Genomic DNA, 12,632 nt, shown 5'->3' with positions numbered 1-12,632 from the left:
GTAACGATGCTTGATAAATTCCGACTTAAACTCGCTGCGGCCCTGGCGCCTGGCGTCGTGCCTGCTCTGGCTTCGGGGCGGCTCAACTACCTGCTTACCGGTCAGACCATATCGGTACTGCCTTCTGATGCGCTGACCTACATCAACGCCTATCTGGAAAACGATATCGTCTATGCTGTCCAGCACTGGAAGGCGAAGAAGATAGCGGCCTGCCCTCCGGTCCTGTTTCGGGTGAAAGACAAAGCCAAGTTTGCTCGGTACATGGAGGTGCGACGTAAGGACGATATCCAATCGAAGCTTAAAGCAAAAGAGTATAAAGAGCAGGCCCTGGAACCAGTGGACAGTCACAGGATTCTGGACGTGTTCAACAACCCAAATCCGATGCAGACCCGCTTTGAACTGATGTATGCGGTATCGACGATGTATGATATTGTGGGTACGTCGTTTCTGTATGGCAATAAGCTCTCGGCGGGTGTCAACAAAGGGCAGGTATCAGAACTGTGGCGGTTACAGGAATACGGCATGATGGTGGAAGGCTTCGGGTATATGAAGCCGCCAACGCAATACCGGGTGATGTCGGTCAAAGATGCGGTACCTGCAGAAAAGGTCTTGCACATGAAGCGGTTCAACCCACTGGCTGAGATCAAAAACCTTCCTCAGTGGGGGCTGTCCATCCTGGAACCTCTGCGGTTGTCTGTGCTGACCAAACACAAGTACGCCAATGAAGCTGAGACGGAAGCCTTTCAGAATCGTGGCCCACGTAAGCTGGTGTTCCCCAAAGATGGCGCTACGTTGGATGAGTTCGACATTGAGCAGGTCAAACAGGTTCAGGATGATCTCGACAAGAAGCTGGCCAAGGGTAGCTTTAATAAAGTTATCGCTAATACGGTCGCCCTGGATGGCTTAGACATTGGTGCATCACCGGTTGATCTGAACATCATTGAGAGTTATGACGCCATGCTCGAAAAGACGTGTGGCGTGTATCACGTACGCAAGGAAGCACTGAGTGCTGGTAAGCAGTCGACGTATAACAACCTAACTGAAGCGCGTAAGTATTCGATTACTGATGGCGTGGTGCCGGATCTGATGCTGCACTATGATAAGCTCAACAGCTTTTTTGTAGGCTCGTATAATACCGACCGTGAGCAGTTCTATATGGAGCCTGATCTGGACTTCTTCCACGAGTTGCAGGATGACCAGAACAAGAAAGCGGACTACCTCAGCAAGCTGGCGTTGACGGAAAACCAGCGGTTAGAAGCGTTCGGGTATGAGCCGCATCCACATCCGCTAATGGGTGTGCCAATGGTCCCCAGTGGCCGGGTTCCGATCACCGACTTTGAGAATATGGACGGTGAGGACGATGATGTAGAGGGGGAAGATTAAAACGTATATAGATGGTAAAGCAAGTGTTAGTCGTTGCCGGACAGCGGGTCTGTCCACAACGTATCGCTAAAGTCGCGGGCGTGTTAGGTATCACATCTAAGGGGCTGATCAGCCGAATGGAGAAGCTGTATTCAGGTTCGCAGGATCTGTTATCTGCCAAAGAGTTTGCAACTCGTTTAGGGGTAATTGCCCCAGCCGAAAGGCCAGTCAACCAGTCGCGCCGGTCTCGTTACTCACAACCCCAAAAACGACTATGAGAGGAATTATCTATGCAGTACTACTGCTACTGCTGATGTTTTGGGCAGTGCCTCGCGTTCTTGATTGGGCCACCGCTCCCGCTCCTGAGCCTATGGTGTATGTTAATGAAGATTCGGTAGAGGCTAAACGTATGCGGTTCTGGGGTATTATCAGTCACAATGAGATGATTGATAACATCATTCGAGACTTAATGCGTCAACAGGATGGGCTACGGATAGAGCCGGGTCTCACTGATGAGGAGATTGAGCGCCGTCACAGAGAGTTTCAGCACCTACAAAGGCAGATTGAGCTAGTACGTGAGCGTTGGATTCCGCTCGACTCAACCGAAAACTTGAAACGCTGATAAACCAATGGACCAAACACAATTCAATAAGCCACAGCGGGAAACCTTTCAGGAGGGTCTGATTGACCTCTACTGTGAAACCCGAACCTTCGCCCTGACACCCGGCAAGAAAGCCGTCAAGGTGTTAGACAAACGCATCAATCCTGATCGGGCGGCTAGTCGTGCCCTAGCCTATTGTGGTACGAACGCTCAACCTTTCAAGCGCAATGGAAAAGAGACTGTTTAATCACGACCCGAAAGCAGCTATTGGCCAAGTGATCGAAATTGATGGTAAGAAACGAGTAGTGCTGTTTCCTCCGCATCACAAAAAGAAGGTTTACCAGCAATACAAGCCACTGATTGAATCCTTCCTGAATCAGCCATGAAATTCTACACACTTGAGGAGATCAACACAGCACATGGGGAGGCTATGGCTCAAATCATTGCTGAATACGAAGCGGCAAACTGGCTCCTCTACCGAATCCTGATCGTGTTTCGGTTCGATAAACTGTCTAAATGGATGTTCCACCGTCGTGTTCAGCGAAAGCTCAACCGTTGGGTGAAATACCATAAATGGTTGAATAGCTAATGAAACTCCCTCAGCAGCTCCGCTATGCCCGTTCCTACCTGCGCTGGTTTCGTCGCCATCAGCGTAGAGCGTACCGGCTTGTTCGTGCGTGGCTAGGGCGTGTTGCTGAGCAGGTCATTGAAAACATAGCTGAAGAACGTATCGAGCAATCGGATGTCGTACTCAACAGCATCGTATCGTATCAAGGCATCCGCAACCTCTTGAGCCAAATCTATCAGCATACGATGCCCGAAGCGGCCCGTCGTGAGTTCGACCGGATCAGTGAGGTGTTCAGTGTGCAACGTGAGCAGACACTTACCGTCGAAGCGGGGTTTTTCTCGCAAGTATGGCAGAACACCACGGCCCGGATGCTCAACAGCGCTGAAACCGCTTCCCGTATTGGCCAGATTGCGGAATCCACCCGCGGGCAGATCCGACGGATATTACAGCAGGCTAATCTGGAACGATTAGACGTCCGCGCTACAGCCCGACGTATTCAAGGGGCACTTGGAGGTAAAGGAGCCAGAACAAGGGCGCTACTGATTGCGCGAACCGAAACCACCAGGGCTGCCAATGCAGGACACGAAGCGGGGGCCATGAGTACGAGTCTCAAGCTGTCTAAAATCTGGATCGCTACCGGTGATGGCCGTACTCGGGATGCACACCGGGCAATGCTGGGCAGGAAGGCTATACCTAAGGATGAGCTGTTTGTGGTGGGAGGTCGACGGATGCGCTATCCTGGTGATCCGGCCGGTGGTTCAGCCAATGTTATCAACTGTCGCTGCACTGTGGCGTACGTACCCTATGAACGTACGGATTACATGGCAGGGGTAGGAGACGCAAGCGGCTCTGAGGGTGATGCGGAGTTCACACCCGCTGAATCTGTTGCTGAAGCTGAGGAGTATGCCAAACGGTTCTTTAAAGAGGTTAGCTATAAAGGCTTGTCCCCTGAACAGGCTAACCGGGTCAACGCGCAACTAGACAAAATCTATAAAGAGTTGCGGCTGGATCAGATCGGGTTTAAGGTTGGCGCATTCAGCATGAAAGGATTGAGAGGCAACATGGGGGCCAGTACGTACAACATGGGAAAGACGGGTATGCACCTCGAAAAAGCGATTTATGGCACTCGTGCTTTAGAAGACAAATACGTGGCGAAGGCCGCGTCTAACCTCGTTTTGTCACCGGGCATAAAACGAAGAACGACGGCTTTAGACCCTTCTTTGCCTAGCCTGGAGATGACCGTAGCGCATGAGTTTGGTCATCAGTTGGATTATGAGTTTACGACAACTAATTTTAATGTAGCCTTAGACGCGCTTGGTAAAACCAAAGTGAGTGAGCTGACCAAACAGATTTCCTTCTATGCGATGTCGCCAAAGATTGAAACCTGGTGTGAGCTCTCAGCGATGTACTTTACGGGTCATCAAACCATGATCCCCGATGAGTTGTTAAAGGTGTACAAAACGCACCTTGAGTACATAAATGGTGTTATAGGTAAGCGCATCGATCGGTTAAACAGAAAACGTCAGCGACTAGCTGCCAAACGAAAATATGGTAAACGTAGTCTGCTTTTTATGTAAGCACACCGTCCAGCCCAAAGGCGATGAGATGGAATGTCATGCGTTTCCAAATGGGATTCCGCGTTCGGTTATCACCGGAGAGCGGGAACATTTCTCCGTATTGCCCGATCAGACCGGAGACTATGTGTTTGAACCTGCCGATCCTGAATTTGTGGCCGAGTTTCACCCCGACCTGCCGATTCCCCAGCCCACAGCGGACGTTGCCTAAGAAGTTACACAACAGTGTAGTTACGTGCTTATCTTGAAGGCGTACTCACTGTAACGATGAACCTTCCTGTTTTCCCCCTTGATGCCGCAGCTCGTGAGCTTGTCGACTTCTGCCTGTACTTTCAGACCGTAGCTGGTTTTATGGCCGTCTACGAAGACAATTTGAAGGAATACGACAATCAGCCAGGCGTTGCTTATGAAGCGACCGAGACCCAGTACTTCCAGCTGTTCAGCCGTCGGCGCTATGCCGATCGTGAATCCTTCTTTAACGCCAAAGCTCAATTTAGGCGTAAATAATTTCTGTAACCACATAGACGTATATACATAACCGTTAGCGGCTAGCGCAACTTCACGGCAACTTAGGATTCCGTACCTACCGTGAAGTACAAGCTAACTGATGCGCCTGGATTAATTAAAGACGCTGACCCGAAGAAGGGCATCGTTACCGGTTACTTTTCGGCGTTTGGTAATAAGGACTCCGATGGGGATATCATTCGCCAGGGAGCGTTCGCCAAAACCATTGCTGAGTCTGGGCCGACGTCCGCTCAGCCGCGCATCAAACACTTGCTTGACCACCGTTCCAATCAGAGTATTGGTCGGCTACTGGTCCTAAAAGAGGATTCGAAAGGTCTCTACTACGAATCCCAGATTGGCACCCACGCACTTGGCGTCGACTTTTTGAAGATGGCCGAATCCGGCCTGATCACGGAGCACTCCATTGGCTATAGCGTGATGAAGGGCAACTACGACAAAGTTGCCGGTGCGTATGAAATCCTCGAAATCAAGCTCTACGAAGGATCTTCCCTTCAATTCTTTGGAGCCAATCCGAATACACCGCTGACGGGTATCAAGTCCGAGACCGATATTCTGCACACATTGGGTTTGCTGGAAAAAGCCCTCAGCGGTGGCTCGTTTACCGATGAAACCTTCAAGGTCATCGATCAAAAGTTTACCCTTCTGCAAGCGCAGCTTAAAACCATTCGCACCACTCAGCCGGACGGGAAATCTGATCAGTCCCGCACCACTGAGCCGGACGATTACACGGCTTTCTGCGATCGGCTGAAGTCTAAGTTTATTCTCAATTAAATTTCCCGTAACCCAATGAAAACACAGTTTGTGTTACTGATTTTAACGCTGGTGCTGTTTATGCTGTTCAATCAGAACGGGCAGGCCATGGCGTTCTCCTACGCTACGGCCCCTAACCTCAACCGGGGATGGGCGGCCAACTTGTACGAACGGGCAAAAATCTGGTTTGACAAGTCACTTGAAGATGTTGAGAAAACCTTCGATGAAGGCATTAAAAGTCTAAAGGAGCAAAACCAGAAGTGGAAAGAGGATTTTGATAAAGCCACTGATAAAAAAGCTTCTAAAGAAGAGCTTGATAATCTTAAAAAAGAGTGGGAGGAAAAGTCCAACAAGCAACAGGAACAACTGGACGAACTCCAGAAGGCTAAAGATCGGATTAAAGATGGTCAGATTGAAAAGAAGTCATTGCCTCAGCTGCTCGAAGAAAAGACCACGCCCGAGTTCCTGAAGCAAGCCATCAAATTACCGCAAGGTCACGAGCAAAAAGGCATTGAGATTGATCTGAAAGCGGTTTCGATCAACTCAACAGGCTACTCGCTTACGGGTTCAAATGCGGGGTTGCTTCGTGCATTCGAGATGGAGCCAGGCGTTGCCAAAGATCCGAATGCCCCATTCTTCATTCAGGACTTAATCTCTGTCGGTTCGACCAACTCGCATACGGTGTACTGGAACGAGCGGGCCTTGTTGGAAGGCGGTGCTGGTCAGGTAGCGGAAGGTGCTACGTTCCCCCAGGCGTCGATCAAATGGACGAAAAAGTCAGCCGCTACCAAAAAGACCGCCGTGTATACCAAGATCACGGAGGAAATGATGGAAGACGTTGACTTCGTTTTGTCTGAAGTACAGGACGAATTGCTGGACGGTCCGATCGGCATGCGGGAAGCCCTGGAAAACCAGATCATCTCAGGTGATGGAACGGGCGAAAATCACAACGGGATCATGACGCAGGCTACTGCGTTTGCCCTGCCTGCCAACTTTGAGAAACTGGCCGCGCCTAACAACTTCGATCTGATTCAGGCTATGGCCTTACAGGTGGAACTGGCTAAGTACATCCCGACGCACGTTATCTTAGGTTCAGCGGCCTTCGCCAACATGAACGTAACTAAGGATGCGAATGGGAACTACATCATTCCTCCGTTCGTGTCGGTAACGGGTATGCAGATCGCGGGTCTGCAAGTGATCCGGACCAACCGCCTGGGTGCTGACGCCGTGATGGTGTGTAACCCTAAGCTGGCTAAGTTCCGCATCAAGCGCAACCTGACGCTTCGCTTCTTCGAGCAAAACGAAGACGATGCGCTGACGGATCGTACGACCGTTACGGCCTCGCTGCGTGGCGTTCTCTACATCAAAACGCCGGACCTGAAAGCCTTCGTAAAAACCACGTTCACCACGGGTAAAGGGCTGATTAAGACGACCTAAAATTTTTCATTGTCGAATATAATACGGTTGCAAAAAGCCGGATCGATGAGGTCCGGCCTTTTCTAAACCAAGACAATTCTATGAAGACGTTAATCGCAAACACGACCCTTACCGGTGACTACGGCCGAGTTGAACCCGGTGATGAGTTCTCCGCTGACGACGAAGTGGCTGACTCGCTGATCGAGCGGGAACTGGCTTCTGAAGCTACCGCTGACGACGCTGATCAGAAAGACGACAAAGGGGCCGCTGGCCGCAAAACGAAGTAATCATGCAGTCGGGCTTAGTCATAACCGTTCAATCCAGAGAGTCATTAGCAGGCTGGAAATTAACCGATGAGGTTAAGGCCATTCTGCTGCTGGATACGTGCGAATATGACGAAGCCATTGACCGGGCTGTAAAACGGGCTATTGACGATGTGCAGCGCTTTTGTGGCGTGAGCATCGGCATTCAGGTACGTAAGATCAGCTGGTCCGTGCTTACTGAACCGGTGAAGCTGCCCTATGGCCCTTACCTGGAAACGATATCCATCTCAACGGGTGGCGCTGTCGATGAGGAAGGACGCTTAACGGCTTCCTGGCCTAATGGTGGCTCAATCACGGTCAAGTGTGGCTACAACAAGGATACTGTCGATGACGGCTTACTGGGTGCTGTAGCACTTTGCGCGGCTGAGTACTCCCGGTTAGACCCAAGCATTAAGCCAGGCAGCTGGAAAGATGCGGCTCGTAAACACCGTCAGTTCACATGGGCCAGCTAGTTCCCAGAGACCGGGTTGAGTTCTACCTGCCCAAAAAGACCGCTAATGGTTCGGGTGGTAAAACGCTCGACAAAACAACCAAAGGTGAGCTTGCGCTGAGTGCAATGGCGGAGGTTGAATTTCTCAAACCGACTCGTGAGCAACTGGCAGAACAAACTCGATTAGGGCAAACCGTAAAGGTCAAGCTCTGGGCTCGTAAGAACGTAACCTTAACCGCTGATCATGTGCTCTACGTCAACAACGTGCCCTATGCACTCTCCGGGCCTCCGCAGGGAGAAGGTATTGCGCGGGTTGTGTGGGTGCTCTACGCCAAAACGCTGCATAGCTGATGCTGAGCTGGAGCGGACTGAAGTCCTACAAGGCGAAGCTTCGCCGGGGACCCAGCAACTTGAAGGTGAAAAGCAAACGGGATGTAGAGCGATGGGGCCGGGGTGTGGAGTCGGGAGGCAAACAGGATGCACCGGTTGATCTGGGCAAACTTCGTCAGTCGATCAGCTATGAACCCATCGACAACGGCATGGGCGCCAGAGTTTCGGTAAACGAACCCTATGCGGCTTTTATCGAATTCGGCACGGGAGCCGGGGTGATCATACCACCAGGCTGGGACGAAGTAGCGGCCAAGTTCAAAGGTTCAGGAATGCGAAAAGTAACCATTACCGCGCAGCCCTTTCTGACGCCTAACGTCCGCTCAGAGAACGAGAAGTTAAAGAACCGCTTGCGATATAACCTACGCACTTTCTTACAATGATCTATCCTGATTTAGCTGTTCGTACTGTCGTCTTTGCCATGCTCCAACAGGCTGGTATTGCGGCTTTCGACAGTGAAGCACCTGTTGGGGCTTTTGCTCCCTACGTGCTGCTGCTGAATCAGGATAGTGTCGACTATAGTACCAAAAACGGCTACGGCTTCATTCACAAGATGCTGCTGAGTGCCGTTTCGGTGGGTCCATCTGGATCCGGACGTGAACAGGCTGAAATACTGCTGAATGAGACCCTGACGGTTTTGATTGGCGATAAGCCAAATGCACCGGTTAAGATTGACCTGAGTGGCTTTCCATTCAAGTGCTGGATGGTAAAGCCCAGTGCTCCTAAAGACCTGACGTTTACGGGTGAAACCGAGTCGGTCTATCAGAAACTAGTAACGCTTGAACTTTCCATAGACGCAATTCTGCCGTAACTCATGAAGTACAACGCATCAGCGGTGATGGTATCGCTTTACAGCGGATCACCCACCCCAGTTAAAAAACTGATTGCCGAGCAAACCAAGTGTTCGCTCAAACTCGACACGACGATGATCGATGTCACCTCGAAGCAAAACGACGGCTGGAAAGAAGAGCTGGGTGGTTTGCAGTCAGGTGAAGTTGTGGTTGAGTTTTTCGACGATTCTGAAACGGCCTCTACGGAGGTGAACCTGATACCTCTGGTTGCCGCCTGGATGGGGCGCACTAAAGAAAAGTGGTGTATGGAAAGCAACATCGTCGGTACGCTCAACTGGGAATTCTACGCCCGTGTGAAATCGCTTGACCTCAACCGGGATATGGAAACAGGCGCTGCGGGATCAATGACGCTATCCATTACTGCACGGCCTACTACCACTGTTGTAGCGTCGTAATCTTTCCACCTGTACAACTGTACTAACCTTCAATCAGAATCGATGAAAACGACAGCAACCGTAACCGGCCCAGATGGGAAAGTCAAACTCACCTTTGGGGTCTATGGCCTGAAAAACTTCTGCAAACGCCTTGGCTGCGAACCCGACATCCGTTCGGTACTGGCCGCGTTTCGGGGAGGTACCCGCCTGGAGGCCCTGTCTGAAATCATTCGCTCCGGCATTGAGCAGACAGCCGCTGACAAAGGTGAAGCTATCTCGATTACCGACTACGAAGCCTGTCAGGTGCTGGAGACGGCTACCGAAGCTGAGGGCGAAAAAACGACGGCTGCGTTCTTTTCATCGATTCTGAATGAAGACTATGACGTTTGGCTTGACCGATTGATCAAGCAGGTAGAGGCTAAGCAGGCTGAAGTTGAAGAAGCTGAGTCGGACGATGAAAAAAAAAGCCCCTCAGCTGGGACGACATCGAATCCGAAGCTTACGGAGAAATCGGCTTAACGCCTAACGAGTTCCTGTTCGGCATGAGCTGGGGCCAGTATTGTCTATTACAGAAAGGCTACTGGGACCGCAAGAACCGGGAGTGGGAACAGGGACAGATGCCCTTCCGTCGTCTCTACTGGGTGCTCTACAACAGCAATGTTGAAAAGGGTCACCAACGTACCGAGGAACAGTTGTGGCCGCTCCCTTCTGACAAAAAACTGGCGGATAAGTCAACCGCTAAAGCCAAGCCGAAAAGCGAAAAAGAAGTCCTGTATGAGCAGGAAGTCTTTTTCGCCGTGCTGTCGCATTTCTAACCTACCGTCACTGTGTCCGTAACGACTGAAAACCTACAGGCCGTCTTTACGCTGAACGATTCCGCTTTTGATCGTGGGATTGATCGCGTGCTGCGCCGATTAGATCAGTTGACGGCTCGCTCGGAAGGCATTGGCCCCAGTATACAGAAAGGCTTTGAGTCACCACTGGTGTCGCTCACCAAATTTGCCGCGGGTCTGTTCACGATTGACAAGGCACTAGAACTTGTTAAGCAGGGATTGCAGACCGTTTCGGATTTCGAGCGCTACAATTCCGCGCTTAGTGCCGTCTCCTCCTCCAACATTGACTTCGCTCGTTCTCAGTCGTTCCTGCTTGAACTGTCTGACGATTTGGGTGTAAGCTATAGTGCACTGATTTCCTCCTATGCACACCTGAAAGCGGCCACAAATGGCACGAATCTCGAAGGGGCAGAAACCGAACGAATTTTTAAAGCCATCGTAAAAGCCGGTGCGGCTTTGAAGTTAACCAACGAACAGGTTCAGGGCTCATTACGGGCTGTAACCCAAATGTTAAGCGTTGGTACGGTCCAAAGTGATGAGCTTAAGAATGAATTAGGAAATCATCTTCCTGGAGCGCTCAAATTAATGGCATCGGCCTTAAAGGTCAGCGAAGGTGAGTTGATGAAGATGCTGGAAACCGGACAGGTAATGTCTCGGGATGCGCTGCCTAAACTGGCCACAGAGTTAGAGAAAACGTTTGGTTCAAAGGCTCAAAGTAATGTCAACACCATGGCTGGCGGCTTCCAGCGTGCGAAGGATCAGTTGGCTCTGTTCATTGCTGAGTTCGCTAAGGAGAACAAGATTGATTCGTTCTTCGCTAACCTAACTAACAAAGCGGCTGATGCCATAAAAGGTGTTCGTCGGGACATGGCAGGTTCGTTTCAGAACCAGATGGGCGACTTTATGGCCCTGCCCGATGCTGACAAGCAAAAGCGTCTGACTGAGTTGGCCAATAAAATCGGTAAAGCCCAGTTCAATCTAAATACGTTGGAAGCGGCCCCGCTGACTGACGAGAATCTGGCGAAAGAGACGACACTAACCAAACGGCTAGCGTTCATGCGTCAGCTGTACGGTCAGATGTATTTGGTCGTTAGTGAGACCAAAAAGAAGATCAATGCTGCTCCTACGGTGTTTGATCCGATCAAGTTTCTGGATGAGAAGAAGGATCGCCAGAAGTACCTGACTGAGAAAAAGCAGGGGTTAGCGCTGGTTGGTAAAGAACTCTCGAAAGCGGAAGCGGCTGAACTGGCCAAAATCACCAAGCAACTCGAAGATGCGGGTGCTCGTAAACCCAAAAAGGACGATACGTATTTTGAATACGCACAGAAGCAGCTTGAGAAGTTAACCAAGCAAATTGAGAGTTACAGCTCTCGTGATATTGCTGTTCCTGAAAATGTCATTCAGTCGTGGGCAAAGTGGGCTGACAAGGTCGAGAAGGGTAAGAATGCGATCGCGAATCTGAAACCGCTTGATCTGGGCAGTAAGCTAAAATATATCACGACCCCGATTGATAAAGTCCGTGAAGCAATACGTACGTCGACTGTCCCCTTTGCCAATACGCCTGCACTGGGTGAGCGCCGGAATGAAGTGCTCAACTACGGCTCATTTGGGTTCATGCAGGATCAGGCGATTAAGATTTCGGCCATTCTGCAGAACGCTTCTATAAAGAACTTGGAGCTTGACCCCTCAATGGTCAAGATGCTTCAGGAGTACACGCAGCTACTGGAGAAAGCTGAATTGTCCGTCGTCCGGGCGCAAAATCCAATCGCCTTTATTCAGGCTAAAGTTGGTCAGATTCGGCAGATAGTGGGTACGCTCAGCATGGACAAGCTGGTGCCATCGTCTTCAAAAATTGCGGAGCTGGCTAAGTACATATCCATACTTCGGGATGCTGAACAGGCAGATCGGAGAGCCATGGGTAGAGCCTCCGTGTCGGCCGCGATGAGCGGTCCTCGTGACTGGGCCAATATCGGAGCCATTGCCAAAAACTGGAAAGCAGAGGCTATGGCCGCTTTCTACGAGCACCGTGACGAGATCATCGTCGACGCCAAGGATATGACCAAAAAGGTTGAAGAAACCTTACGGTCAGCGGCTCCAGGCGCAGCTCAGGCCATGGGTGAATTTGTCAACGGACTGATTCAGGGCACAGCTAACATTGGCGATCTGAAAGGCACTGTCCTCTCGGCCGTCGCTGACATGCTGGAGAGTCTGGCTAAGGCCTTAGCCGGGTCAGCGGCATTCATGCTATTCATACCTGGTATGCAAGGGCAGGCGGCTGCTCAGTTCGCCGGGGCTGCTGGCCTGTATGGTGTTGCATCGGCTGCCAGAGCTTCGGGCAAGAAAGACCCAATTCGCATGGCGAAAGGTGGCACACTCACCGGTCGGACTACGATAGAAGCCGCCGAATACTCCGGAGCTTCTCAACGACCTGAATGGGTCTCGCCGGTCGACGTAGGGGCCAAACTGATTTCTGACAACATCATGAAAACGCTGGGTGGCTCCGGTGGAGGCACGATTGAGCTACGAGCTCGAGGCAGCGAATTGTATGCGGTAGTCAATGCCTTTGCCATGCGAATAAAGGCATTGGGGGGGTAACGTATATAGGTAAGCGTGAGTGTATTGAATAAAGTTTACTAGT

The 12,632-nt window shown here is 51.0% G+C and carries 20 protein-coding genes; all 20 read left to right on the top strand.

The annotated features are described in order from the left end of the window. Nucleotides 1-6: 6 nt before the first annotated feature. The 20 genes from ACYVBJ_RS14710 (at nt 7) to ACYVBJ_RS14615 (ending at nt 12,589) form a co-directional block, all read left to right on the top strand. On the top strand, nt 7-1,383 hold the full coding sequence (locus ACYVBJ_RS14710; protein WP_460983067.1) for a phage portal protein: 1,377 nt from the start codon (nt 7-9) through the stop codon (nt 1,381-1,383). Nucleotides 1,384-1,394: 11 nt separating this feature from the next. Next, nucleotides 1,395-1,640: a hypothetical protein gene (locus ACYVBJ_RS14705; protein WP_460983066.1), complete on the top strand. Its 246-nt coding sequence runs from the start codon at nt 1,395-1,397 to the stop codon at nt 1,638-1,640. 47 nt (nt 1,641-1,687) lie between these two features. After that, complete coding sequence (locus ACYVBJ_RS14700; RefSeq protein ID WP_460983065.1) at nt 1,688-1,984, top strand: hypothetical protein; 297 nt, start codon at nt 1,688-1,690, stop codon at nt 1,982-1,984. Between the two features lie 7 nt (nt 1,985-1,991). Continuing rightward, entirely contained in the window at nt 1,992-2,210 is a 219-nt protein-coding gene (locus ACYVBJ_RS14695; protein ID WP_460983064.1) for a hypothetical protein, read from the top strand. Then, nucleotides 2,191-2,349, top strand: a complete 159-nt coding sequence (locus tag ACYVBJ_RS14690; RefSeq protein ID WP_460983063.1) for a hypothetical protein — start codon at nt 2,191-2,193, stop codon at nt 2,347-2,349. Before ACYVBJ_RS14695 ends, ACYVBJ_RS14690 begins: the two co-directional genes overlap by 20 nt. After that, nucleotides 2,346-2,552, top strand: a complete 207-nt coding sequence (locus ACYVBJ_RS14685) for a hypothetical protein (protein WP_460983062.1) — start codon at nt 2,346-2,348, stop codon at nt 2,550-2,552. The genes ACYVBJ_RS14690 and ACYVBJ_RS14685 overlap by 4 nt, the downstream gene beginning before the upstream one ends. After that, entirely contained in the window at nt 2,552-4,108 is a 1,557-nt protein-coding gene (locus ACYVBJ_RS14680) for a phage minor head protein (RefSeq protein ID WP_460983061.1), read from the top strand. The genes ACYVBJ_RS14685 and ACYVBJ_RS14680 overlap by 1 nt, the downstream gene beginning before the upstream one ends. After that, complete coding sequence (locus ACYVBJ_RS14675; RefSeq protein WP_460983060.1) at nt 4,080-4,316, top strand: hypothetical protein; 237 nt, start codon at nt 4,080-4,082, stop codon at nt 4,314-4,316. The genes ACYVBJ_RS14680 and ACYVBJ_RS14675 overlap by 29 nt, the downstream gene beginning before the upstream one ends. Before the next feature lie 56 nt (nt 4,317-4,372). After that, nucleotides 4,373-4,612 (top strand): hypothetical protein, encoded by a 240-nt coding sequence (locus ACYVBJ_RS14670; RefSeq protein WP_460983059.1) that lies wholly within the window; start codon nt 4,373-4,375, stop codon nt 4,610-4,612. 81 nt (nt 4,613-4,693) lie between these two features. Beyond that, on the top strand, nt 4,694-5,401 hold the full coding sequence (locus ACYVBJ_RS14665) for an HK97 family phage prohead protease (RefSeq protein ID WP_460983058.1): 708 nt from the start codon (nt 4,694-4,696) through the stop codon (nt 5,399-5,401). Between the two features lie 15 nt (nt 5,402-5,416). Next, nucleotides 5,417-6,817 (top strand): phage major capsid protein, encoded by a 1,401-nt coding sequence (locus tag ACYVBJ_RS14660; protein WP_460983057.1) that lies wholly within the window; start codon nt 5,417-5,419, stop codon nt 6,815-6,817. Nucleotides 6,818-6,897: 80 nt separating this feature from the next. Continuing rightward, nucleotides 6,898-7,083, top strand: coding sequence for a hypothetical protein (locus ACYVBJ_RS14655; RefSeq protein WP_460983056.1), 186 nt, complete (start codon nt 6,898-6,900; stop codon nt 7,081-7,083). A 2-nt stretch (nt 7,084-7,085) separates the two neighbouring features. Then, nucleotides 7,086-7,571 (top strand): hypothetical protein, encoded by a 486-nt coding sequence (locus ACYVBJ_RS14650; protein ID WP_460983055.1) that lies wholly within the window; start codon nt 7,086-7,088, stop codon nt 7,569-7,571. Next, the gene (locus ACYVBJ_RS14645; RefSeq protein ID WP_460983054.1) at nt 7,559-7,900 is read left to right on the top strand and encodes a head-tail adaptor protein; all 342 of its coding nucleotides are present in this window, start codon (nt 7,559-7,561) and stop codon (nt 7,898-7,900) included. The genes ACYVBJ_RS14650 and ACYVBJ_RS14645 overlap by 13 nt, the downstream gene beginning before the upstream one ends. Then, nucleotides 7,900-8,319, top strand: a complete 420-nt coding sequence (locus ACYVBJ_RS14640) for an HK97 gp10 family phage protein (RefSeq protein WP_460983053.1) — start codon at nt 7,900-7,902, stop codon at nt 8,317-8,319. Before ACYVBJ_RS14645 ends, ACYVBJ_RS14640 begins: the two co-directional genes overlap by 1 nt. After that, entirely contained in the window at nt 8,316-8,747 is a 432-nt protein-coding gene (locus ACYVBJ_RS14635) for a hypothetical protein (protein WP_460983052.1), read from the top strand. Before ACYVBJ_RS14640 ends, ACYVBJ_RS14635 begins: the two co-directional genes overlap by 4 nt. 3 nt (nt 8,748-8,750) lie before the next feature. Continuing rightward, complete coding sequence (locus ACYVBJ_RS14630; RefSeq protein ID WP_460983051.1) at nt 8,751-9,182, top strand: phage tail protein; 432 nt, start codon at nt 8,751-8,753, stop codon at nt 9,180-9,182. Between the two features lie 42 nt (nt 9,183-9,224). Then, nucleotides 9,225-9,680: a hypothetical protein gene (locus ACYVBJ_RS14625; protein ID WP_460983050.1), complete on the top strand. Its 456-nt coding sequence runs from the start codon at nt 9,225-9,227 to the stop codon at nt 9,678-9,680. A 23-nt stretch (nt 9,681-9,703) separates the two neighbouring features. Next, entirely contained in the window at nt 9,704-9,976 is a 273-nt protein-coding gene (locus tag ACYVBJ_RS14620; protein ID WP_460983049.1) for a hypothetical protein, read from the top strand. Nucleotides 9,977-9,988: 12 nt separating this feature from the next. Beyond that, entirely contained in the window at nt 9,989-12,589 is a 2,601-nt protein-coding gene (locus ACYVBJ_RS14615) for a tape measure protein (RefSeq protein WP_460983048.1), read from the top strand. Nucleotides 12,590-12,632: the final 43 nt, after the last annotated feature.

The sequence above is a fragment of the Spirosoma fluminis genome (assembly GCF_054778895.1).
Note: the sequence above shows the minus strand (reverse complement) of the source record. Positions and strands in the feature narration are given on the sequence as shown.

Bases quoted from the DNA above. Each gene is read 5' to 3' on its own strand.
- ACYVBJ_RS14710 (WP_460983067.1), top strand. From the start codon at position 7: ATGCTTGATAAATTCCGACTTAAACTCGCTGCGGCCCTGGCGCCTGGC.
- ACYVBJ_RS14705 (WP_460983066.1), top strand. From the start codon at position 1,395: ATGGTAAAGCAAGTGTTAGTCGTTGCCGGACAGCGGGTCTGTCCACAA.
- ACYVBJ_RS14695 (WP_460983064.1), top strand. From the start codon at position 1,992: ATGGACCAAACACAATTCAATAAGCCACAGCGGGAAACCTTTCAGGAG.
- ACYVBJ_RS14690 (WP_460983063.1), top strand. From the start codon at position 2,191: ATGGAAAAGAGACTGTTTAATCACGACCCGAAAGCAGCTATTGGCCAA.
- ACYVBJ_RS14685 (WP_460983062.1), top strand. From the start codon at position 2,346: ATGAAATTCTACACACTTGAGGAGATCAACACAGCACATGGGGAGGCT.
- ACYVBJ_RS14680 (WP_460983061.1), top strand. From the start codon at position 2,552: ATGAAACTCCCTCAGCAGCTCCGCTATGCCCGTTCCTACCTGCGCTGG.
- ACYVBJ_RS14675 (WP_460983060.1), top strand. From the start codon at position 4,080: ATGGTAAACGTAGTCTGCTTTTTATGTAAGCACACCGTCCAGCCCAAA.
- ACYVBJ_RS14670 (WP_460983059.1), top strand. From the start codon at position 4,373: ATGAACCTTCCTGTTTTCCCCCTTGATGCCGCAGCTCGTGAGCTTGTC.
- ACYVBJ_RS14660 (WP_460983057.1), top strand. From the start codon at position 5,417: ATGAAAACACAGTTTGTGTTACTGATTTTAACGCTGGTGCTGTTTATG.
- ACYVBJ_RS14655 (WP_460983056.1), top strand. From the start codon at position 6,898: ATGAAGACGTTAATCGCAAACACGACCCTTACCGGTGACTACGGCCGA.
- ACYVBJ_RS14650 (WP_460983055.1), top strand. From the start codon at position 7,086: ATGCAGTCGGGCTTAGTCATAACCGTTCAATCCAGAGAGTCATTAGCA.
- ACYVBJ_RS14645 (WP_460983054.1), top strand. From the start codon at position 7,559: ATGGGCCAGCTAGTTCCCAGAGACCGGGTTGAGTTCTACCTGCCCAAA.
- ACYVBJ_RS14640 (WP_460983053.1), top strand. From the start codon at position 7,900: ATGCTGAGCTGGAGCGGACTGAAGTCCTACAAGGCGAAGCTTCGCCGG.
- ACYVBJ_RS14635 (WP_460983052.1), top strand. From the start codon at position 8,316: ATGATCTATCCTGATTTAGCTGTTCGTACTGTCGTCTTTGCCATGCTC.
- ACYVBJ_RS14630 (WP_460983051.1), top strand. From the start codon at position 8,751: ATGAAGTACAACGCATCAGCGGTGATGGTATCGCTTTACAGCGGATCA.
- ACYVBJ_RS14625 (WP_460983050.1), top strand. From the start codon at position 9,225: ATGAAAACGACAGCAACCGTAACCGGCCCAGATGGGAAAGTCAAACTC.
- ACYVBJ_RS14620 (WP_460983049.1), top strand. From the start codon at position 9,704: ATGAGCTGGGGCCAGTATTGTCTATTACAGAAAGGCTACTGGGACCGC.